Genomic DNA, 22,675 nt, shown 5'->3' with positions numbered 1-22,675 from the left:
TCATCTCCAGAAGCGTTCTCGCTATTTCGCGCTGCCTGCCATCTTGCGGTCATAGGCCGCCTGATAAATTTCCAGGTAACGGCTAAGTCCCAATTTTTCCAGCGACTGCACGTAATCGTTCCACTCCGCTTCGATGTCGAGATCGCCTAGAACGGCGCGGGTCAAAAAATCCTCGCGGCACCTGTCGATCGGCTTGCTTAAATCAGCCAGCTCCTCCGCTTGATCGCTTGTAAAAAACAAAGGCGGCACGATCTTGTTTTTCTCGATTCGGTAAGGCTCGTAGTTTTTTTTCGTTTCCTGATACAGCACGACTTCCAGCGGGTTGTCCGGGTCCGCCGCCTGGCTGAGCCGCCACTCGTTGGAACGGTATGAAGGCCCCGTCTGCGACCAATGAACGTTCTGCTTCTTCCCGGGAATCCCCGGCAGCTTCAGCTGTCTCCATCTGGCATGATGTCCGTCGATTCCGACGTCGTCTTCCTCAGCCCAGCTCCATTCCTTATCCGGTCGCCCTACGTTGCTCCGGAAGGTCGCCTCCCCGCTGTAGAGCAAATCCGCCAAACGAAACGCCGCCTCCGGGCTCTGCGCCTTGTTCGTAATGATGAAAGCGCCCTGCGTCACCGCCCCGTACGGATTGTATACCGCCGTTCTCCAGCCTCCCGGCCCTTGCAAAGGGGGAACCGTCACGTACTGCTTCCAGCGGCTCTTATCCATATCGCTGAAAATCGCCGGATTTTGCGCGGGTATAGCGCCAATGATCGCATCGTTGGGATTCTCCCCAAGCTGCTTCAATTGCACCCTATCCTGGGTAAACGTATGGGGAGCCAGCAAATCCGCTTCGTACAGCCGATGCAAATATTCAAGCCCCTCCTTCCAGCCCTGCTGGTTGTATGCGACATGAATGCTGCCGTCCTTTACGAACATGTGGCTGCTGTCGCTCTCTATGAACGACTCCATCAAAAACGACTCGATGCTGCCCGACGGCGTGTTCGTAGCCCCGACGAGCGGAAGCTCGTCCGCCTCTCCGTTGCCGTTAGGGTCCTTTTCCTTAAACGCCTTCAGCACGTCGAAAAATTGCCCGGTCGTCGTCGGCATGGCCAGACCGAGCTTGTCGAGCCACGTTTGATTGATCCACATCTTCGTTCCTTGCGTGCAATGGTAGCATTCGTTCACCAGCGGAAGCCCGTAAATATTGCCGTCCGGCGTCGTTATCATATCGCGGACATACGGCGCTTCCTCAAGCACCCTCTTCGTTTCCGTCCCGTACTTGTCGATCAGCTCGTTGAGCGGAAGGAAGACGCCGTCCTTGCCGTACAGCGCCTGCAGCACCGGATTGACGTTGAGCCCGAGGAACACGTCCGGATAATCTCCGCTGGCCAAAGCAAGCGTCATCTTCTGCTCCGCGCTCTTGGGAGGAACGACCTCCCATTCAATGCGCAGGTTCGTCGTCTCTTCGATCCATTTGCTGAATTCATTGGTTGCGAAGTTGTCCACCCGGTTGTTATCCATAACCATGATGCGGATCGTGGCCGGCTGCTTCGTAATCGGGAATATCCCGGCCGGACTTACGGCGACGGCGGCGTTATCGTCGTCAGGCTGCTCCGCCTCATGCTTGCAGCCGCCTGTCAGCAGAAGCGTTCCGGCTGCCAGAGCAAGCCATGCTACTTTTGTGCTATGCATGCAACCTACCTGCCCTTTTCCAAGATGAAATGCATTCTAAAGCTGTCCTTACCCGGTTGACGCCTCCAGGGGCCGGGTCGGCCTGCCGTTCTTCCCTCCATCGTCAGCGGGCAGCGCCGGCTGCAAAATATGGGCGGGGCGCTTGTCCGGCATATGCAGCGTCACCGTAGTTCCCGCTCCCGCAGCTCCCCGAACCGTAACGCCGTAGCGGTCGCCGAATACCATGCGGATACGGTTGTGCACATTCAACAGGCCGATGCCCCCCTGCTCTTCGCCTCCGCTTCGCTCGGGCGGACGCTCCAGGAGAAGCCGCTTCTCAAGCTCCTTCAGCCGCTCCTCCGGGATTCCGATTCCGTTATCGGTAATCGTGACGAATAAATCGCCGTTGTCCGCCGTCATCCCGATGCGCACGTAATGATGCTCTTCAATGCCATCGGGGAACGCGTGCTTGAACGCATTTTCAACGAGCGGCTGCAGCGATAAGCGAACCATCGTTTTGAGCAAATATTCCGGCGGAATGTCGACTTGCAGTTCAAACTCTCTCTCGAACCGGTAATTCATAATGGTCATGAAATGCAGTACATGCTTCAATTCACTCGCCACCGTGATCTCTTCCAGATCGGCTCTCACCGAGTAGCGCAGCATGTAAGACAGCGAACGGACGATATCTTTAATTTCGTTCGAATCCTGAACGACCGCATAGCAGATCACCGTCTCCAGCGTGTTATACAAAAAATGCGGATTGATCTGCAGCTGCAGCGCCTGGAATTCGGCGACCTGCCGTTTCAACAAATGCTCCTGGTTTTTCAACTCGGCCGCATAAACTTGATCGACCAAATCCGCCAACCGCGCTACCATGACGTTGTAGCTGCGAATCAAACGATCCATTTCATCCTTATCCCCCGTCATCGGCACTTGGGTCCAGTTTCCTTTCTCCGTCTGCCTCATCCCGTTCTCCAGCCGCCGGATGGGCCGAATGATCGTCTGGCCGAACCTGTATGCCAGTATCAAGGCGACAATCAGCGCGAATGCGCAGGTAATAAGGGTTGTCTGCCGGATGTTCAAGATCGGCTTTCTCAACTCGTTCACCGGCAAGGAAGCGACGAGCGTCCACCCGGAATAATCGGAACGGCGGCTAAAATTGGCCCGCCCGCTTTTCTTGTCTATAAAAAAGCGGTTCGCATTATCTTGAAGCTGCGTATACAGCTCGCCTTCCAACTGCTTTCCGATTTTGGAAGAGGACGGATGGTACACGATGCGCCCCCGGTCGTTGACGATGTAGAAATAACCGGTATCCCCGAGCTTAATTCCTTTCCACAGCGTCGTCAGTTCTTCTATCTTCAGTTCGACGCCGAGAATCCCCTTGAACGCTTTGGAGGTTTGCCTGCCGGAAATTTTGCGAGCCAGCGCAAGATTGCCGTTCGTGAAGCTCCAATCCATAATCGTCAGGCTGCCGTCATCCTTGGTCATCTCCTTCAGATCGTCCAAGCTGTCGGATAAGACCGCGTCGTTAACCGTCAAGCTCGGGGCGTTCACGTCAAATACGCTGCTCCCGTTATAACCGACCAGATACATTAAGCTGATCTCGGGGTTATTGATGAAAATCGGCTGAATGACCTTCTCCTTAATTTGGGAAGGCAGCGTGAACATCGAATAAAAGCTTTTATCGTTCGTGTCCAGAAATTCTTTTACACTGGAGGAAGAAAGTGCGGATAAGGTCGCCCGCTCATAATTTTTTAAATATAAGTCCGTATGATGCATCGCGTTGTCGACAATTTGGGTCAATAGCTTCTCCGTCTGCCTGTCCAGCTCCTTGGACGACTGCTGATACAGCGTAACGCCGATAATGGAGGAGGTCAACGCGATCACTATGGCAAAATAAACGAATATTTTTCCGGCCAAGCTGGATTTCATGTTATTTGATCCCTAGCATTTGTCTATATTCCGTCGGGGAAATGCCGGTCATTTTCTTGAATATTTTGGAAAAATGGGGATAGTTCTGGTACCCGATTTCCATTCCCACATCCACAATTTTGTAATGCGGCAGCTCAAGCAGCCGCTTAGCCATCTCGATCCGCTTTCTCATCCGGTATTGAACGAACGTTTCATTGGTCATCTTTTTAAAAAAATAACTGAAATATGTCGGCGCGAGCCCGACTCTTTCAGCGACCGCCTCCAGGCTGATCTCCTCGGCGATATGATCGTCGATGTAGGATTTCGCTTCCTCGAACACGCTCTTCTGATTGCCTCCGCGCCACTGCGCAAGCTGGCCGCACCAATGAATCAGCTCCGATTCGAGATGCTTAAAGAGCTCGTCCCGGTTCTTGGCAGACTTCGGCGGCGGCGTATCGGCAAATTGGTATAGCTCGCGGGCATTCAGCTTCTTGACCAGCGCCTTCAATACATCGGCTATCGTCTGCTCAAGCTGCTCGGTGTCGAGAGCCCCGCATAAGTCATCCCCGCTCCAGCGCAGCAGAAGCCGGTCAATGCCCTCGAAATCGGCCGACCAGATCGCCGTTTCCGCCTGCTCCAGCCATTCGCTATACGCGGATACCGATAATGAATGCACTTTCTCCTGATACAGAAGACGGTCAAGCACCGGGTACAGCTCCAATTCGGTTACCGGCTTCAGCAAATATTCCTTAACCCCGTACGTCAAACATTTCTGAGCATAAGTAAAATCCCCGTAACCGGAGATAACGACGGTTCTAATATTCAGGTTCATCTCGGCGATGTGCCTGCACAGCTCCAAGCCGTCCATTTTCGGCATGCGAATATCCGTGAATACCATATCCGGCTTCTGCTTGCGAATCTCGGCCACCGCCTCCGCGCCGTTCGGCACGGCATAGGCATGTACCCCCTGGCTGTAATGCTTGATCAGCTTCGTGAGCCCGGCCCGAATCATCGGCTCGTCATCGACGACAAGGATTTGCTTCATGACATCCATCCCTTCCCTTCCGTCAAATTGTTTGCTGTCAACCCATTCGAATGCCAAATCTTGCTGTAACGCGCTTCACCTCGTTATAATGCAACCGTGAAAGGTCACATCAATAAAGCGCTTACTAAATTTGCGGAACGGCTGCCTTTTCCTTATTTTACTACAAAGATGCTCGGTATGACACCCTCTTATCCCCAAGAACAAATCCGCCAAAAGTGACGTGATGCTCTGAAGCTTATTCCGTCCGCATCCAGCCTAAGCTGGATCGGCGTCTAACCCTTCCTCTGGGATCGTTCTATGAGTAGACTTTACTTTCGGGGGAGAACCCGGATATCCTCAGGTTATTGCTGCGCATCATTTCCTAAACAATAAATAAACCCCACAAAAGTGGGGTTTCGGCTGCGAGGCGTATTCAGTTGCCGTGCTAAAAGCAAAATCGCCGTTAGGAAGCGGATTCGGCCGCAGCCGTGTCGGATGCCTGTTTGGCCCTCCGCTTCGCTTTCGGCTTGGCGGATTTGCCGGACGGAGCAGGCGGCTCCGCCGGCGTCACAGCCTCAAGGCTCGCTTGGAGCGCGCTCATCAAATCTAGGATGCCGCTCTGCGAAGCGGCAGGAGGAGCGGTGCGAATGTCTTCGCCGGCCATTTTACGTTCGATCGCGTCGATCAGTCTTAGGCGGTATTCATTCGGGTAAGCAGCCGGATCGAATGTCCCCGATAAATGGGAAATAAGCATCTGCGCCATCGCCAGTTCCTTCTCTCCGACAGATTGCTGCTCCGGCATATTCGGCACCTGCTGCACCTGCCGAACTTCATCCGGGTAAAACATCGTTTCCATGACCAAGCATCCGTCGCATATGCGGATGGCGGCCAAACTAACTTTGGACCGTATCGCGATTTGGCCTATGGCGATTTTTCCGCTGCTTCTCAGCGCTTCGGCGAACAGCGTATACGCGCTTGTCCCGAGCTCGCCCGGTCCCAGGTAATAGGTTTTATGATAATATACCGGATCGATGTCGGACGGCTCTACGAAACGGACAATCCGAAGCTCTTTATTCGTCTCCGGCAGCAGATCGTCAAGCTCTTCTTTCTCGAACAGCACAAACCGGTTTTTCTCGATCTCATAGCCGCGGATGATCTGCTCCCATTCCACATCCGTTTGACATGCGGGACAGTGCCGCACATTTTGCACAGGGGCGCCGCAGTCCCGATGCACATACTTCATGGCGATCTCCTTCTCTTCCGTCGCGGAGTACAGCTTAACGGGAATATGTACGAGCCCGAAGCTTACCGCTCCCTTCCAAATCGTATGCATCGCATAAGAACCTCCATCCGAAGTGAATTCTATTACTATGATCTCCACTTCATAGAGAAACTATACTTTGCTATAATCGGGCTTCCGGCTGCGGAGCGGAAGCCCGATGTTGAGCGGCCTGCGTCCGCTCGCCGTTTTAACCGATCGCGAGCTTGACGCCGGCCAGCACAAGGCCGATCAAAAACCCGCAGATCGCCCCGTTCACCCTGATCCACTGCAAATCTTTGCCGACTTTATCCTCCATAAGGTTGATGAGCGTTTCGTCGTCGAACCGGTCGATATTTTCCTGAATCAGCGCTCCGATTTTATGGTGATTCGCCTCGATCATGCGGCCGATTTGCTCCCGCAAACCGAGCTCAAGCTTATTTAGCAGCTCGTCATCGGACTCGATCCGCTGGATGATCCGCGAGGCGAACGGCAAAACATAAGCTTCGGCGTAGCCATCCTCCCGAACCCATTCCAAAGCCCGGACATGCAGCCGCTTCAGCAGCTCAAGCAGCTTCTCCTCCAACTGAAACTGCGTCAGCAGCTGCTCCTTCCACGCATCGAGCTCCGAAGCGATATTGTCCCGGTGCGCCGGATTGTCCAGCCAAAACCGCAGCGATTGCAGCACCGCCTTGCGGTTGGTGTTCTCCTGCATTCGCAGCCCTTCGATGCCGCTTAATATAAATTGCTGGATTAAGCTGCCGAGCTTCTCCTCGTTGAAGTAACCTACAAAAGCGTTCAGCGCGAACTGCATCAGCCCGTTCGTCTTCAAATGAGTTAACGCTTGCGCGGCCATCGCTCCCATCCGGTTGCGGATCTCTTCCTTCATGACAAGCTGCTCCGCCAGATCGAGCACGAAATCGAAAACCTTCTCGTCGTATCGTCTCGAATACACCTGTTCCAGCAAAGCATTGACGATGCTGCGCGTGTCCAGCGATTCGACCAGCTTGCGGATTTCCCGCTCTCCGTAAGCGGCGAGCTTCTCCAACGGAACCTGCTGCAGAATGAATTCGCTTATGGCGGCGATGCCCGCCTTGGCGCTATCGGTGGATAGCTGCTCCTGGGCCCCGCGCAGCAATTTGATGACGAGCGGAACCTGCGACAGCTTGTCCACGATGCTTTGCTTGCTCAGCAAGTCGTTCTGAATCGTCGATATAAACGCCTTGGACACTTTATCGCGATTTTTGGGCAGTAAGGCCGTATGCGGAATCGGGATTCCGAGAGGGTGACGGAATAAAGCCGTAACCGCAAACCAGTCGGCGAGCCCGCCTACGAGCCCCGCTTCGAAGCCGCTTTGCGCAAAGCCGATCCAAGGATTCGTCCCATCTAAAAATAAAGTTCCCGCGAAGCCCGCAGCCATGACTCCGAGCGATACGGATGCCGTATGTTTGGAATTTCCACTCACTTGTCAATTCTCCCTTTTCTAAGAAGCCGAAAGCTCGGCAATATCTGTTTTCTCTATTATAGAACATGTCCGGGCAAAAAAATCAAATGATTGCCATTTATTTTATCGGCACGCTTAAAAATGCGGCAATTTCGTCATGCCGCCCGGCATGCGAAAAGGCAGCCCCGTCGGGGGCTGCCCGCTCATCCAACGTTTACGCCGCTTGCGACGGCTGATTTTTCAAACGGTATTTCTTATTCAAATTATACCCGTACAACGCGGCAAGCAGCTGCTGGAACAGCATGCCGGCAATAACCGGGAGAACGACCGGCGGAGGAAAGAAGCTGATGGCGAGCACCGCGCCCGCGCTCAAATTACGCATTCCGGAATTGAACGTAAGCGCTACGGTCACATCCTGATCCCACTTCATCGCACGGGATATGAGCCAGCCCGCCAAATAGCCGACAGTGGCGCAGACAAAGGCGACCGCGATAATTTCGATCAGCTTGGCATTCATCTCCCGCAAATGAGGCGCTACAACCGAGCTGTTGATCGCGACGACGATAAACAAGCCGATTTTGGTAAACGGCGCCAGCCTCGGCCCCCATACGACCTTCACGCCGCCTTTGGTAAGATGATTCAAAATCATCCCCACAATGGAAGGCACTACAACCATCCACAGCAGCCCGTTCATCATCGCCAAGACGTCCAAATGGACCTTGGCTCCGACGATTACCGACAGGCTAAGCGGCACGATAATCGGCGACAACAGCGTATCCAGCAAAATAAGCGCCAGCGTCAAGGCGATATTGCCGCCATAGATCGTTACCCAGACAAGGCTGACGACTCCGGTCGGAATGACGAACAGCAGCACAAACCCCGTCTGCGTCAGATCGTCCCCCGGAAATACGAGCGAGCCGGCAGCCCAGCCAAGAATCGGCATGGCGATATGCAAAATAAGAAATGTCGCGATAATTGGAAGCGGATGCATCATTACTTTCCCTAAATCCCGGAAGTTCGAACCTATACTGCCGGCGAACGTCATAATGGCAAAAATCCACGGAACGAGAAAGCTTAACGTGTGCAGCCACGTCGCGCAGAGCAGCCCGACGGCAACGGCCGCAGGGGTCAGCACCGGCATAATCTTCTCCAACGCCTTATTCAGTTTGATTAACATTAGCAGCCCTCTTTTGTCTAGACAGAATGTGTCCCATATTAAAGCTTATTCTAGCATAATATTGCCGCTATAGGGCGATTTCCGGAACAAATAATTCGTTTTCTCTTTGAAAAACAAGAAAGAACCGCCGACTATTTTTCGCTTTTAAAATCCGCCGCGCTCCATAACAATATAATAAAGGCTTGACCCCTTGCAAAAAAACAAACCGTTCATCCGAACCGTAAAGGAAGTGAATCCGATGCTTATCGTCAGTCTGACTATTTTTACCATGACCTTCGTGATTGTCGCCGCGCTCTGCCCTGTTCTGATCCGCGGTTTGAGGACGCTTCGGTTGACCCAGCCGATTCGTTCGCAGCTTCCGGCAGATCACCAAGCGAAGCGCGGAACGCCGCTGATGGCGGGCATTATTCTCATGATAGGCAATGTCGTGCTGCTGGCGACGCATCCGGGGATCTCATTATTTTCCTCAGCTCCGTCTATTTGCTATTCAGCATCATCGGCTGCATTGACGATATGAAAAAAGCCGTTTTGCAGGACCCTGGCGGAATAAGCGGCTCGGCCAAGCTTCTGCTGCAAAGCGCCGCCGCCGCTGCGATGCTTTATTACTACAGCCAGTTGACTCCGCTCGATACGACCGTGCGTCTTTTATTTTCTTCCGGGCTTGAACTGCCCCCGATCCTATACATAGCCGTTATTATGCTGTTCATTATCGGTACGGCCAACGCGGTAAACTTTACGGACGGCTTGGACGGCCTGCTGATCTTCTCGTCGATTCCGACGTATTTCTTTTTCTTTGCCATCTCCTCTTCATGGGAAGTACAGCTGTTCTGCATCGCCATGATCGCCGGTTTGCTCGGACTGCTCATCTACAATATGTATCCGGCCAAAGCTTTTATGGGAGATACCGGCTCTCTGGCCATCGGAGGATCGCTGTCTTTTCTGGCCGTTATCGAAAAAGTCGAGATTCTTGTGCCGATCCTGTTTTTTGTTTATTTCGCCGAGCAGCTGTCGGTCATTTTGCAGGTCTGGTATTACAAAAAAACGCGGCTGCGCCTGTTCAAAATGACGCCCGTTCATTATCATTACAGCTTGAAATACGGCTGGAGCGAAACGAAAATCGTCTGGATTTTCGGAGGCGTATCCGCTCTCTGCTCGCTGATCAGTTGGCTATTGTGGGCTTATGCGATGTGATGCCAAGAGAAAAGCCCCCCATACACAAGAGGTATGAGCGGCTTTCGCTGCCAAGACAGTCCAACTTAATATTTCACAAGGGAAACAATATCGATAGCGCCCAGCTTCTCGCGGCCGTTGAGCTCTTCCAGCTCGATCAGGAATGCGGCTCCGATCACATCGCCGCCGAGTTGGTTCACCAAATTGATCGAGGTAGCGATCGTGCCTCCCGTAGCCAGCAGATCGTCGGCAATCAGCACCTTCTGTCCCGGCTTGATGGCGTCGTCGTGCATAGCCAGCTTGTCTTTGCCGTATTCAAGCGCATAGTCGGCCTCGATGGTTTTTCCGGGCAGCTTGCCGCTTTTACGAATCGGAACGAATCCGACTCCCAGCTCGACGGCCAGAGGCGCGCCGATGACGAAGCCTCTTGCTTCCGGTCCTGCGATCAGATCGATCTGCTTGTTTTTCAGCTGACGCGCAAGCTCCTGGATGACTTCCCTATAGACAGGCCCGTTATTAAGCAGCGTAGTAATATCCTTGAAGCTGATGCCCGGCTGCGGAAAATCCTCGATGACGCGAATATACTCTTTGAAATTCATATGATTTCCTCCAATGATGGTTTCATCTGTTTATGCTTGCCGCTTATCCATTCGTGCAATTCTTGAGCACTGGAATAAACCAGCGTCTGTTCGACGTCCAAGCTATGCTGGCGCTGCCGGTATAATCTTGATGCCGTCAGATCTTTCTTGGCCGGATTAGATACCGCCCTGTACCCTTCCGGACGGCGCTGGATGAAGCCGAGCTCTTCGAATACATCCAGAATAAATTGAATCAATTGCTGCGATTGCCCCGATCGTCTGGACAATGCTTCCGTGATATACGAGGCCGGAAACGCTTGGTCCCCCAGTTTCAGCACGGCGCCGTAGACGGTTTTAAATATGTCGCGGTTCGGAAGCGGCCCCTGATTCGCCGGAGAACCCGAGAATACGGCATACCAGCGCTCGGCGCCCGACGCCGAAACGATGACCTGCTCGAGCGCCCCTAGCTGTGCCGGCAAATCGTATAATACCAAATCCTTGACAGCGGATAAAGGCTTGCGCCTGGCGTGCTCGTTAAGCGGAGAGCCTTGTCCTGTCGCCGGGTCCATCCCCCATACCGGATAAGTGTTCATAAATTTCATTCTGACCTGTTTATCTTCCGGATGAAACGTGATGACAGCCGGCTGTCCGCTGCCTTCCTCCGCTTCTGCCAGAGGACTTACGCGGCTGTTCAGCTCCCTAAGCTTGAATTCAAGCTTGCTTGAAGCTCCCCGCCAGTCGAACAATTGCACGTGCGGAACGCGAATGTCCTGAATCATAATTTGCGGCTTACGCACGCCGTTCCATTCGTTGATGGACAGTTCTCCCAAGATGTCCATCGATGCGGACGGAGAAATCCAGGGGAGCGCCGCGCTTTTGTTAAAACCGACGGCATCGAGCGTTGCCGCGGCTTCACCGCCGCCTTTGATCAGCGTCATCTTAACATGCTGCTGCTCCTTGCCGATCGTCCGCAGCTCTTGACAGCGGATGTTCGTAAATACGAACTTCGGCTGCGGGTTCCCCATGCCGAACGGTCCCAGCTGCTCCAGCTGGCGGATCGTCTCTACGCCGACCTCGTCCAGAGCGCATTCCATATCCGCATGCAGCAGCGGAACGAAATCGCCCGGCTTCAGCCATTCTTCGGCCAATACGTTGAGGCGTCGCTCCAGCTCCGGAAGATGGTCTTTGGATAAGGTCATCCCCGCAGCCGCTTGATGCCCGCCGAAATGCTCCATCAAATCGTGACAATGGCTGAGCGCCTGGTACAAGTCGAAGCCGGCAATCGAACGGGCGGAGCCTTTGGCAAGCCCGGTTTCCTTATCGATGCCCAAGATGAGGGTCGGGCGGTAAAAACGGTCCATCAGCTTCGAGGCCACGATGCCGATGACGCCTACGTTCCAATCCTCGTGAGCGAGCACGATAACTTTGTTCAAACCGCCGGACGCTTTGCGCTCCTCCATCATGCTCATGGCCTGCCTGGTCATGTCGTCTACAATGCGCTGGCGTTCCTTATTGAGCGAGTCCAGATCGTAAGCGAGATGCTCGGCTTCCTGCTCGCTGTCCGTAATAAGCAGCCGGACGGCGTCGTCCGCATTGTTCAATCGTCCGCTTGCGTTAATACGAGGCGCGAGCGAGAAACCGATATGCGTAGCGTTCACATCTTTCATTTGCACGCCGGACACGTCCAGCAGCGCGCGGATTCCCCAGTTGGCCGAGGATTGCATCCGCTTGATCCCCTGCTTGACGATAGCTCTATTCTCGCCGAGCAGCGGCATCAAGTCCGCTACCGTTCCGATAGCGGCGAATTCGAGCAGCTCCTCGGGCCAGCGCCCGAGCAGCGCCTGAGCCAGCTTCAAGGCGACGCCGACACCGGCCAGCTGCTTGAACGGATAAGGGCATCCCGGCTTTTTCGGATTAATGACCGAGTAAGCTTCGGGAAGCACTTCCGGCGGCTCATGATGGTCGGTGACGATAACATCAATGCCCAGCTCTGACGCATAGGCGATCTCTTCCACCGCGCTGATTCCCGTATCGACCGTAATAATGAGCGAGATGCCTTCCTGCTTCGCCAGATCGACGGCCGGCTTGTTCATGCCGTATCCTTCATGCACGCGATGAGGTATGTAATAATCGAATGAAGCGTCCAGCGTTCTAAGTAAATGTACCATCAGCGTCGTGCTGCTGACCCCGTCTGCATCGTAATCGCCGTAGATGCGGATTTTTTCCCCGCGCTCCAATGCCTGGCGTATGCGTACTACCGCTTGTTCCATACCATCTAAAAGGAACGGATCGTGGATATGATCCGTTCCTCCAAATAAAAATGCGGCAGCATGCTCTTGATCCGTCATCCCACGGCTTATAAGCAGATGGGCCAGCAATGGAGAAATCTCCAGTTGCCCGGCCAATTCCTCTGCTTGCTTTGAATCCGTCTCGCTTATTTTCCATCTTGCTCGTGATTGCAGCATGCTGTCCCTCCTAAGGGCTTTCCTGCAAAGAAAGCCATCTTCGTAAGCATAATCCGGGCTTTCCTCGCAGGAAAGCCGTCTTCGTAAGCATTAACTTTGAGTTTTGCCGGAAGCAAAACTTGCTTCGAAAGCTTTTATCTAATATAGCACACTTTAGTGCAGCAGCGTCGGATATTCATCTTGACTTGAATCCGCATTATTCTTATAGGGATATCCGCCAGCGTACGGATTTACATGAATCAATACGTCGGCAATATGCGAGAAACGCGACATCAGCATATGCTTGGCCCGCTTGGCGAGATCATGCCCTTCCATTACCGAAATTCTCGGGTTTACGCTTATTTTAACGTCAACAATGACATAATGTCCATGTTCTCTTGCCCGAAGCTCGTCAACTGCGATAATTCCCTTTACAGCCTGTACCGTACGAACCAGCTCGGCAACGTCCTCCTGCTGCAGCGCGTGATCCGCGGATTTTTGAACCGTTTGTCTGATGCGGTCCAGTCCTGTTCGAATAATCAGTACGGCGATACAGAGTGCGGCTATCGGGTCCAAATAATACAAATGTGTATTTCCCAGGTAATGACCGAGAATCGCTCCCCCTGCGCCGACAAGCGCGACAAGAGAAGAATAAATATCCGAACGGTGTTTCCAGGCGTTTGCCATTAAGGATTGGCTTGAAATCCGTTTTCCGAGACGATACTTATATTGGAACATCGCTTCTTTCACGACGATCGCTACGGCAATAGCAATGAAAGCGATGGGCTTAGGCGCCGAGAGGGAGTCCGCCAGCATGACTCGAACCGAGGACAGCGCCGTCTCCAAACCGATTAAAAGAAGGATGACTGAAATAATAATAGCAGTAAAAGACTCCGCCTTACCTTGCCCGTACGGATAATCTTTGTCCGGAGAACTCTTGACAGTCCGAAAACCCGGCATGGCGACGATAGAACAGGCCGCTTCCGTTGCGGAGCGAAGTGCATCGGCCACCAGCGCCTTGCTCCCTGAAATGACACCGAAAACTCCCTTCATGACCGCGAGCACGATATTGCCGACAATACCGATCCAAGCGCCAAAACGCGCCTGTTGAAACCGTTCATCAGACATGGAGCCACTCCTCAAGTGAATTGTAAAGGCCGCGGAAACGTAATTTCGCGCGGCCGGCTATTATTCTTTTACTGCAGCTGCCCTAGTTTTAGAACCTAAGGATTTGTTTTTAAGCAAATACCACAGCGGTGTGGCAATACATACGGAGGAGTATGCGCCTGATGTCAAGCCGACGATTTTGGCCAATGCGAACAGCTTGATGGACTCGCTTCCGAAGATGAACAAACATACCGCGGCTATCAAAACCGTAATAACCGTGTTAATATTACGGGCCATCGTTTGCCATATGCTTGCGTTCAGCATATTGGACAAATCTTCGCTGGACTTGATTCTGGAAAAGCGCAAATTTTCCCGGACACGGTCGAAAATAACGATCTTATCGTTGATCGAATACCCGATCGTCGTGAGTACGGCAGCCAAAAACGGCAGGTTAACCTCAAGCCGGAAAATTGCAAATACGGCGATAACGATAAACGCGTCATGCAAAATCGCAATGATAGCCGCAACGGCGAACCGCCACTCGAAACGGATGCTGACATAAATACATATCGCCACGCTGGCGATCGCTACCGCAAGCATCGCTTTATAGCCAAGCTCCTTAGCAATATCCGGCGATACCGTATTGACTTCCTGCGATACTTTATCGCCAAAAGCCGTCGTCATGGCCGTACTGACCTTCTTAAGCTCATCTTCGGACAAGATCGTATCGAACCGCGCCGATATATGATCATTGTTGCCGCTGATGGTCGTAATCGCCGGCTTCACGCCGGCGCCTTCAAATGTTTGATCTACCTTTTCCTTCGTTACGGCTTGTCCTACATTAATATCCAGCGATGTACCCGCTTTGAAGTCGACGCCGTAATTCAGATTCATAGCAACAAGCACGATCAATCCGATTATCAGGATGGCAATGGAAGCGATGAAAAACTTATTACGGTTTTTCATGAAGTCAAAGTGATTTTTATAGTCCACGAATTTCCGACTCCTTTACACCGTAATAAGCAGGTTTCTTGAAGAGATTGCTCTTGATAACCAGATGAATGTACCACCGCGATAAGAAAACGTTTGTGAGAATACTTAAAATAATACTCATAATCGTCGTCAAGGCGAAGCCCCGTATCGCTCCGTTGCCGACATAATACAGCACGACGGCGGAAATCAGGTTCGTAATATTGGCGTCCATAATCGTGCGGAACGAATGCTTGGAGCCTGATTTCAAGGAAGACAGCAGGCTCTTGCCGCTGCGAATTTCTTCTTTAATACGTTCGTAGGTGATGATGTTGGCGTCGACCGCCATCCCCATCCCGAGGATAAACGCCGCGATGCCCGGCAATGTCAGCGTCGCTCTCATGAGCCAGAACGCCACAAGCAGCAGGAACATGTAGGTGATCAAAGTAATCGCCGCAATTAGCCCCGGCAGACGGTAGAACACCAACATGAAGATAAGGATCAACGCTGCGCCGATCAAACCGGCTTCAACGGTTTGCTGCAAGGACAGCTGGCCGAGCGAGGCGCCTACCACCTGCGTATATTTTTCGGTTAATTTGAGCGGCAGGGCGCCCAGGTTAATCGTGTTCGCCAGACTGTTCGCTTCATCGAACGTATAGTTGCCTGAGATCGTAGCATTTCCATCCTGAATGACGCTGTTGACGACAGGAGCGGAAAGCTCGTTTTCATCCAGATAAATAGCCAGAGGCTTCCCGAGAAGCTTCTCCGTTACTTGCTTGAATTTGTCCGGATCTTTCACTTTGATGCTGATTATAGGGCGGTTGGATTGGTCGAACTCAACTTTGGCCGCGCCTTCCACGAAATCGCTGCCCAGCATCTCTTTAGTGCCGTCCGGTCCCCGGAATGTCAGCTCTGCGGGCTTCTTGATCTTTTTCCGAACCTCTTCTTCGTTTTTGACGTCGGCCAGACGCACGCGAATGCGGTCATTGCCCTCCGTCGTTATTTCCGGTTCGGCGATACCGAGGCTGTCCGCCCGTTTCATCAAGCTGTTGGCCGTTTGTTTAAGCGACTCTTTCGTCACCGACTTTCCTGCTTCGACCGGCTCGGCCACATACAGGATTTCGAACCCACCTTTTAAGTCTAGACCGAGTTTAATGTTCTTCACTAATCCCGGAGTGAAGTAGGCGACAAGGCCGAAAGTAATGACCACGACCGCCAAAAAAGCAACTATCCGTTTCATGTGGTTAACGATCTCCTTCCATACTCAATATTCCTATTATACCCACCTGCGAAAAACGAGTCAATTTGGCGATGAATGACGCAAAAAATTCCCGTTTTCCCGAAGAAGACCGGAATGCACAACAAATAACCCTTTCTTCATTGGAAAGGGTTGGTCTTATAGATGCTCATCGTCATCCAGTTCATGAAGCTCGTCACTTTCAGCGATAAAATATCGTTGACCACTCTGTGCAGCGGCGGCGATCCCGTCTTGCGGTATTTGTCGCTGACACATTCCCAAATGTCCTTGCCGGTCACATGCTCGTATCCGATCATTCTGAATTCCTCGGCCTTGCTGGTGCAAATGCTCTCGATGACTTCGTTCAGCTCATCATCCGACAGCATTTCGATTTCGGCTTCGGGTTCATGGCCGGGAGCTGCGTCAAGCGCCGTTTCAAATCGCGATTCGAATTCGGACGCTTCCTCCACCGCCAAAACCGCCGGGTCTTCCAGCGAGACGGCGGCCTCCTTTAGACTATCTCCTTCTTCGCCGGAGCCCGGCTCAGCCTCCGCTCCCGTCCCGGTCGGCTCCGCCGCTCCGGCCGCCTGCTCTTTCTCCGCACTTGCCTCCGACATCGCATCGGAAGCCTCTGCATCCCCGTCCCGCTGTGTATTCCGTTCCTCGTGATCCATCACTATCAACCTCCTCGCGGTTCAGCATCGTCGTTAATTAATTCGATGCGCAAGGTGTATTTCCTTCCTTACGGCAAGAGGAAATTCCCGGTGCCGGAACCTGCGATGAGCCCCCGTCGCCGCCGGCGGCCCTCCCTTCCGTCCAGGCGGTCAAAAAAAGGCATGCATTGGGACAGGTCCAGCATATTCTTTAATAAACTATAAGGGAGGAAGTAGGAATCCAACGTGACCAAACAATCGTTTATCAAAGGCACGCTCATTCTGCTTGCCGCCGGAATCATTAACCGCATTCTCGGATTCATCCCCCGGATCACACTGCCGCGCGTCATCGGCGCCGAAGGCGTCGGGTTGTATCAGATGGGATACCCGTTCCTGATCGTCATCTTGACCCTTATTACCGGGGGTATTCCGATTGCGATCGCCAAGCTGGTTGCCGAGGCGGAGGCGGCAGGGGACGAGGGGCGGATTCGCCGCATTTTCCGGCTATCCATGCTTCTCTCCTTGGCGCTCAGCACTTTGTTTACAGCAGCCAGCCTGCTGTCGGCAAGGTGGATTTCCACCTATTTGTTAACGGATTCCAGAGTATACTACACTTTCATGATGATGACGCCGATCATACTGATCGTCGGAATCGGCTCCGTCTATCGCGGTTATTTTCAAGGCAGACAGAACATGATTCCAACGGCGCTGTCGCAAGTCGCGGAGACGTTCGTGAGGATCGTAACCGTTCTGGCCTTCGCTTACCTGATGCTTCCTTACGGTATCGAATATGCGGCGGCCGGAGCGATGGCAGGGGTGCTGGCGGGAGAAATATGCGCCCTGCTGGTCCTGTACGTTCTATACCGCCGCAGCCGCCGCGGGGGCTCGCGCTCCATGACAAGAGCCAAGCCGGATCTATTGTCCGCGATCAGCCGCCGCGCGGAGCTGAAGCATCTTTTGAAGCTGGCGTTCCCGATCACGGGCAGCAAGCTCGTAGGCTCCTGCTCTTATTTCTTCGAATCGATCGTTATTGTCCGCAGCCTTGCGCTGGCCGGCGTCGCGACCAAAACGGCAACCGCCCAATACGGCGCCCTGCAAGGAATGGTCATGCCGATCCTCATGCTGCCCAGCGCTTTGACCTATTCGCTCTCCGTCTCACTCATTCCGTCTTTATCGGAAGCGGCGGCCCAAAACGATTTGAAGACCATTCACTCCCGGCTCCATCAATCGCTGAAGCTCGCGCTGGTAACCGGCGGCCCGTTTGCGATGATCATGTTCGTGCTTGCCGAACCGCTATGCTATTACTTTTATGGACAAAGCCAAGTCGCATCCATGCTCAAAATGATGGCGCCGATCGCCTTGTTCATTTATTTCCAAGCTCCTTTGCAGGCTACGCTGCAGGCGCTGGAGCGGCCGGGCAGCGCGCTCGTCAACACATTGACCGGCTCCGTCGTCAAGCTGTCGCTCATTTATTGGCTGGCCAGCAAGCCGCAGTTCGGGATATTGGGAGCCGTTATGGCGATCAATGTCAATATTATGCTTGTAACGATTTTACATTGGCGCAGTGTGTCCAAGCTGCTCCGGTTTCGTATGGATTGGAAAGACTTCTTGAAGGTCGGCCTCGCCATGACGGTGTCGGGCCTCGCATGCCACGGTTTGATGTACTATCCTTGGGTCGAAAATGAAGCCGTTCGTTTTATCGCATCCAGCGGCATCGGCCTGTTACTGTACCTTATGTGCTCCGTCATGCTTAAGCTTATCGACCGCAACGATTTGCTTAGGCTCATCTGGATCGGCCGCAAATTCGTCAAATAGCCCGTTATCTTTTCTTGTCGATAAACCATTTGCCGCGGTGATCCACCGTACAAAAAAACACGTCTTTAAAATCGTTGATGCCCTTCGCTTGAAGCTGGCTTTTCAGCCAAAAACGGGTTTTGCCGAGTTTCGTCAAACTATCGTCCTGAACTTTGCCGTCCATGATAAGCGGCAGAGGCAATCCTTCATAACGGATCGTCGCTTGTGCGGCTGCAGGCTTGCCTGCGGCCTCTTCTTTTTCGACGACAGTCAGCTTTCCCGACGGCTCCAATATGGCGAATTCCACATCGGCCACATCCACGATTTTATTTTGCCGCAGCTGCAGCAGCAAATCGTCCAGATTGTAACGATGCTTTTTCATCACTTCCCGGTTCAGCTTTCCGTTCTGAATAAGGAAGGCGGGCCTTCCTTCGACGAGGCGGCGCACTTTTTCGTTTTTCAGCGAAATATAAGCTATCCCCAACTGGACGATTACCAGCGTGACCATCGGAACGACTCCTTCGAGCAGCGGCTTATTCAAATCCTCCAGCACGAATACGGCGATTTCCGCAATCATGATGGATATAACCAGATCAAATAAAGACAGCTTCCCGATCTCCCGTTTGCCCATGATCCGCAAAGTAAGGAGCACGATGAAATAAACGAGAACGGTGCGCAAAAAAAGGGCCAAAATCTCCATGTTATCCGTGATCCTCCTACGATAGTAGTAGCAAAGACAGGACTGTTACCCATGGGTATTTTGACCTTTACTCGGCGGTGTCATGCAATCCGCAAGCTTACGAATTGTTGGCAAATGCGGGCTTAGAAAAATACGGCTATGACATACACCGTCGATATAAGCAGCGACAGCAAAGTAAGCGGTATGCCGATTTTCATAAATTTGGCGAACGGGATGCCGCGGCCTTCTTTCATGGCGATTCCCGCGGCAATCAGATTGGCGTGCGACCCTATCAGCGTTGCTCCCCCTCCGAGACCGGCTCCCAGAGCGAGCGACCACCATACCGGATTGAGCTGCCAACCGAAAGCGAGCTCCATATGAGCCCCGATCTGCCGGATCAGCGGAATCATCGCCGCAACGAGCGGAGCTTGGTCCACCGCCGCGGACACGATCCCGGATACCCACAGAACAAGCAGCGACACGAACATTAAATTGCCGGATGTCAGCTCCATCGTCTTGACGGCTAATGTCTCCCAAACTCCCGTGTCGGCCAAGCCTCCGGCCAAAATGAATACTGCGATCAAAGCCCCCGCCGTCCCCCACTCGACGGAATGAACCGCCTCTTCCGCTTCCGTCCTGCTTCTTACGGTCAGGGTAACTAGCAGAAGCGCTCCGATCAAGGCAATGGCGGCCACAGGCATTCGAAGCGGCTGATGCAGCAGGAACGCTATCAGCGTAAGAGCCCACACGATCCATACTTTAAGCAATAAGGAACGGCTTGGCATATAAGCGGAAGCATCCAAAGACATGAGCTCGTCTCTGTTTACGGCCGTCTCCTTCCACTCCTTGGCGTAAACTCTCCACAGCACAAGCAGTTGAACCGCCAACAGAAGAACCGATAACGGAGCCAAATGGAGTAAAAATCCGTTGAACGTAAGTCCTGTCAGCCCGGAAGAACCGAGCAGCATATTTCCCGCGGAACCTATTAAGGTGGCTGTTCCTCCGACGGTGCCCGTCAACATTTCAGCAACGAGAAAAGGAAGGGCGCTAATTCCCAGTGCGCTTGCGATGCGGATCGTCACAGGCACGAGCACGATCATGGTGACTACCGGATCTACCGCCGCCGAGCCCGCAGCGGCAATCACAGACAGAAGAACGAGCAGCTTCGGCGCGCTGCCCTGCGCTTTTTGCGCCGATTTCAGCGCTATGTACTGAAACAATCCGGTTCTTGCCGTGACGCCGGACAAGATCATCATTCCGATCAGCAGACCGATCGTTTGCCAGGCGATATGAGTCCGGTACGCGGACGACAAGGAAACGATGCCGAGCGCCAGCATCAGCACGGCGCCTCCCCACGCAGCGGCCGCCCGATGCACCGTTCCCGTCAACATAAGACCGTATGCGATAATAAAAATAATAACGGCTGCAATGATTTGCCACGCAGCGGCAGGTTGAATCGCATCCATAGATATCTCCATCCTTTCTATTCGTAGTCACGCTGCTCCGCTTTCCCGCATAGATAGGCGATCAGATGTATCCGCCATTATACTTGATCCGCCTTCAGGCGTCCAGAACAACATGTACTAATTTTATGTACGCGCCCATACAATGATGATAAATGCTCTTGAATGGGGGAGTCGAAAGATGAAGCAATCGCCTCTTTTATCCGGCTTGATGTATTCTATGATCTTCATGCTGCTAGGGACGCTGATGATCTCTTTGCTGATGCTGGCAACCAGTCTCCAGGAATCCTCCTTGTTCGGCTATACGATGTCCATTCATGGCGTAGCCATGTTCATCGGAGGCATCGTATCCGGCAAACGAAGCGGAACCCGCGGCTGGTATCACGGAGGCATACTCGGCGTCGTCTATTGTATCATTGTATGTATAGTCGGATTTTTGGCCTATGATTCCGGGTTGACCGAGCAAACTCTCTATTTGCTAGGTTTAACCTTCGGCGCAGGCTCGCTCGGCGGCATTCTCGGCGTCAATATGAAAAAATAACGGCAACGAAAAAATGCGAGTCTCCTTCTACGGGAGGCTCGCATTTTCGTGTGTGAAGCTTGAGAAAGCCGGCAGCTACTTCTTGTCTTCGCCGGAAGATACCGCGTTCACAGCCGAACGTTCGAACGTCAGCTTGGTTACATCGTTGACGCGCAGGATGACCGTATCGTCAGACAGCTCCAAAATCGTGCCGTGCAATCCGCCGATCGTCACTACTTTATCGCCCTTCTTCAAGTTGCCGAGCATCATGCTGCGGGTTTTTTGGCGTTTTTGCTGAGGACGAATCAATAAGAAATACAGCACTACGAACATCAATACCAACGGACCGTATGTATACAAATAACTTTCGATACCGGCCGTTTGAGCCGGCTCATTTGCCGCTAACCACATTTGCTTTCCCCCCTTTCCTTATACTATACGTTTAAAACCCTTTTCCGTTTTCATCGATCCCGTATTTTTCAAAAAAATGATCGCGGAAATCTAGCAGCCGGTCTTCCTGAATAGCTTGTCTTACTTGACGCATCAGCTCCAGCAAGAAATGCAAGTTGTGATACGTAGTAAGACGAATGCCGAACGTCTCGTCCGCCTTGATCAAATGGCGAATATACGCGCGCGAATAATTGCGGCATGTATAGCACGAGCATTCCGGATCGAGCGGTCCGAAATCTTCGGCATATTTCGCATTCCGCACGACAAGCCGTCCCGAACTGGTCATCACGGTACCGTTGCGGGCGATGCGTGTCGGCAGGACGCAGTCAAACATATCGACGCCGCGGATCGAGCCTTCAACCAGCGCGTCGGGCGACCCCACTCCCATTAAATACCTTGGCTTTCCCGCAGGCAGCAGCGGCACGGTGTAATCCAATACTTCATACATCAAATGCTTCGGCTCGCCTACGCTTAATCCACCAATAGCATACCCCGGGAAATCCATGGAAGTCAACTCGGCGGCGCTTTGTTTGCGCAAATCTTCATACATGCCGCCCTGCACGATGGCAAACAGCGCTTGGTCCTGAGGCCGCGCGTGCGCCTTCAGACAGCGTTCCGCCCAGCGCGTCGTCCGCTCAAGGGATTGCTTCGCATAGCTGTGCTCGGCCGGATACGGAGGGCATTCGTCAAAAGCCATCATAATGTCGGAACCGAGGGCATTCTGAATCTCGATCGATTTCTCCGGCGAAATGAAGAGCTTGTCCCCGTTCAAATGAGAGCGGAATGCAACGCCTTCCTCGGTAATTTTGCGCATCTCGCTCAAGCTGAACACTTGAAACCCGCCGCTGTCGGTCAAAATCGGGCGGTCCCAGTTCATAAACCGGTGCAGGCCCCCAGCCCGCTTCACGATATCGTGTCCCGGACGCAAAAACAGATGATACGTATTGCTCAAAATAATATGGGCGTCCATCTGCTTCAATTCTTCCGGACTCATTGTTTTGACGGTAGCCTGCGTGCCGACCGGCATGAACGCCGGCGTGTCGATGACGCCGTGCGGCGTATGCACCCTGCCTAGACGGGCCCCGGATTGCTTGCAAGTTTTAATATGTTCATAGGTTACTGCTGCCAATGAAAATCA

At 52.9% G+C, this 22,675-nt stretch carries 20 protein-coding genes; 3 read left to right on the top strand and 17 right to left on the bottom strand.

Annotated features, from left to right (window positions below; all coding sequences use genetic code 11):
- Positions 1–21: 21 nt before the first annotated feature.
- The 7 genes from SK3146_RS30430 to SK3146_RS35200 form a co-directional block, all read right to left on the bottom strand.
- Positions 22–1,677, bottom strand: a complete 1,656-nt coding sequence (locus SK3146_RS30430) for an extracellular solute-binding protein (protein ID WP_249862300.1) — start codon at positions 1,675–1,677, stop codon at positions 22–24.
- A 48-nt stretch (positions 1,678–1,725) separates the two neighbouring features.
- Positions 1,726–3,591 (bottom strand): cache domain-containing sensor histidine kinase, encoded by a 1,866-nt coding sequence (locus SK3146_RS30425; RefSeq protein ID WP_249862299.1) that lies wholly within the window; start codon positions 3,589–3,591, stop codon positions 1,726–1,728.
- Position 3,592: 1 nt separating this feature from the next.
- Positions 3,593–4,672: a response regulator transcription factor gene (locus tag SK3146_RS30420; RefSeq protein ID WP_249862298.1), complete on the bottom strand. Its 1,080-nt coding sequence runs from the start codon at positions 4,670–4,672 to the stop codon at positions 3,593–3,595.
- A 385-nt stretch (positions 4,673–5,057) separates the two neighbouring features.
- Complete coding sequence (locus tag SK3146_RS30415) at positions 5,058–5,927, bottom strand: non-homologous end joining protein Ku (protein WP_249862297.1); 870 nt, start codon at positions 5,925–5,927, stop codon at positions 5,058–5,060.
- 136 nt (positions 5,928–6,063) lie between these two features.
- Positions 6,064–7,317 carry a DUF445 domain-containing protein gene (locus SK3146_RS30410; protein ID WP_249862296.1) on the bottom strand — a complete coding sequence of 418 codons (1,254 nt, stop codon included), beginning with the start codon at positions 7,315–7,317 and terminating at the stop codon, positions 6,064–6,066.
- Positions 7,318–7,510: 193 nt separating this feature from the next.
- Positions 7,511–8,473 (bottom strand): bile acid:sodium symporter family protein, encoded by a 963-nt coding sequence (locus SK3146_RS30405; RefSeq protein WP_249862295.1) that lies wholly within the window; start codon positions 8,471–8,473, stop codon positions 7,511–7,513.
- A gap of 67 nt (positions 8,474–8,540) precedes the next feature.
- Positions 8,541–8,918, bottom strand: coding sequence for a hypothetical protein (locus SK3146_RS35200; RefSeq protein ID WP_349655172.1), 378 nt, complete (start codon positions 8,916–8,918; stop codon positions 8,541–8,543).
- A 35-nt stretch (positions 8,919–8,953) separates the two neighbouring features.
- Here SK3146_RS35200 and SK3146_RS30400 point away from each other — a divergent pair, with 35 nt between their 5' ends.
- Positions 8,954–9,664 (top strand): phospho-N-acetylmuramoyl-pentapeptide-transferase, encoded by a 711-nt coding sequence (locus SK3146_RS30400; protein ID WP_349655171.1) that lies wholly within the window; start codon positions 8,954–8,956, stop codon positions 9,662–9,664.
- Positions 9,665–9,729: 65 nt separating this feature from the next.
- Here the strand turns inward: SK3146_RS30400 and SK3146_RS30395 are convergent, their stop codons facing one another.
- From SK3146_RS30395 to SK3146_RS35195, 6 genes are all read right to left on the bottom strand, one after another.
- Complete coding sequence (locus SK3146_RS30395) at positions 9,730–10,242, bottom strand: adenine phosphoribosyltransferase (RefSeq protein WP_249862294.1); 513 nt, start codon at positions 10,240–10,242, stop codon at positions 9,730–9,732.
- The gene (gene recJ, locus SK3146_RS30390; RefSeq protein WP_249862293.1) at positions 10,239–12,686 is read right to left on the bottom strand and encodes a single-stranded-DNA-specific exonuclease RecJ; all 2,448 of its coding nucleotides are present in this window, start codon (positions 12,684–12,686) and stop codon (positions 10,239–10,241) included. Before recJ ends, SK3146_RS30395 begins: the two co-directional genes overlap by 4 nt.
- Positions 12,687–12,839: 153 nt before the next feature.
- The gene (locus SK3146_RS30385; protein ID WP_249862292.1) at positions 12,840–13,793 is read right to left on the bottom strand and encodes a cation diffusion facilitator family transporter; all 954 of its coding nucleotides are present in this window, start codon (positions 13,791–13,793) and stop codon (positions 12,840–12,842) included.
- Between the two features lie 60 nt (positions 13,794–13,853).
- Entirely contained in the window at positions 13,854–14,738 is an 885-nt protein-coding gene (gene secF, locus SK3146_RS30380; protein ID WP_249862291.1) for a protein translocase subunit SecF, read from the bottom strand.
- A gap of 16 nt (positions 14,739–14,754) precedes the next feature.
- Positions 14,755–15,981: a protein translocase subunit SecD gene (gene secD / locus SK3146_RS30375; RefSeq protein ID WP_249862290.1), complete on the bottom strand. Its 1,227-nt coding sequence runs from the start codon at positions 15,979–15,981 to the stop codon at positions 14,755–14,757.
- A gap of 137 nt (positions 15,982–16,118) precedes the next feature.
- Complete coding sequence (locus tag SK3146_RS35195) at positions 16,119–16,652, bottom strand: post-transcriptional regulator (RefSeq protein WP_349655170.1); 534 nt, start codon at positions 16,650–16,652, stop codon at positions 16,119–16,121.
- Between the two features lie 225 nt (positions 16,653–16,877).
- Between SK3146_RS35195 and spoVB the strand changes: the two genes are divergently transcribed.
- Positions 16,878–18,446: a stage V sporulation protein B gene (gene spoVB / locus SK3146_RS30365; protein ID WP_249862289.1), complete on the top strand. Its 1,569-nt coding sequence runs from the start codon at positions 16,878–16,880 to the stop codon at positions 18,444–18,446.
- A gap of 4 nt (positions 18,447–18,450) precedes the next feature.
- Here the strand turns inward: spoVB and SK3146_RS30360 are convergent, their stop codons facing one another.
- A complete protein-coding gene (locus SK3146_RS30360; protein WP_249862288.1) occupies positions 18,451–19,125 on the bottom strand; it encodes a DUF421 domain-containing protein in 675 nt (224 codons plus the stop codon).
- 122 nt (positions 19,126–19,247) lie between these two features.
- Positions 19,248–20,570, bottom strand: a complete 1,323-nt coding sequence (locus tag SK3146_RS30355; RefSeq protein WP_249862287.1) for an SLC13 family permease — start codon at positions 20,568–20,570, stop codon at positions 19,248–19,250.
- 178 nt (positions 20,571–20,748) lie between these two features.
- Here SK3146_RS30355 and SK3146_RS30350 point away from each other — a divergent pair, with 178 nt between their 5' ends.
- Positions 20,749–21,108, top strand: coding sequence for a TIGR04086 family membrane protein (locus SK3146_RS30350; protein ID WP_249862286.1), 360 nt, complete (start codon positions 20,749–20,751; stop codon positions 21,106–21,108).
- Positions 21,109–21,183: 75 nt separating this feature from the next.
- On the opposite strand, the gene yajC is transcribed toward SK3146_RS30350, so the two are convergent.
- A complete protein-coding gene (gene yajC / locus SK3146_RS30345; RefSeq protein ID WP_249862285.1) occupies positions 21,184–21,498 on the bottom strand; it encodes a preprotein translocase subunit YajC in 315 nt (104 codons plus the stop codon).
- Between the two features lie 31 nt (positions 21,499–21,529).
- Positions 21,530–22,666 carry a tRNA guanosine(34) transglycosylase Tgt gene (gene tgt / locus SK3146_RS30340; protein WP_249862284.1) on the bottom strand — a complete coding sequence of 379 codons (1,137 nt, stop codon included), beginning with the start codon at positions 22,664–22,666 and terminating at the stop codon, positions 21,530–21,532.
- Between the last annotated feature and the right edge of the window lie 9 nt (positions 22,667–22,675).

The sequence above is a fragment of the Paenibacillus konkukensis genome (assembly GCF_023523925.1).
Taxonomy (GTDB): Bacteria; Bacillota; Bacilli; order Paenibacillales; family NBRC-103111; genus Paenibacillus_S; species Paenibacillus_S doosanensis.
The sequence above is the reverse complement of the archived record's forward strand: the minus strand, read 5'-3'. Positions and strand labels throughout refer to the sequence as shown.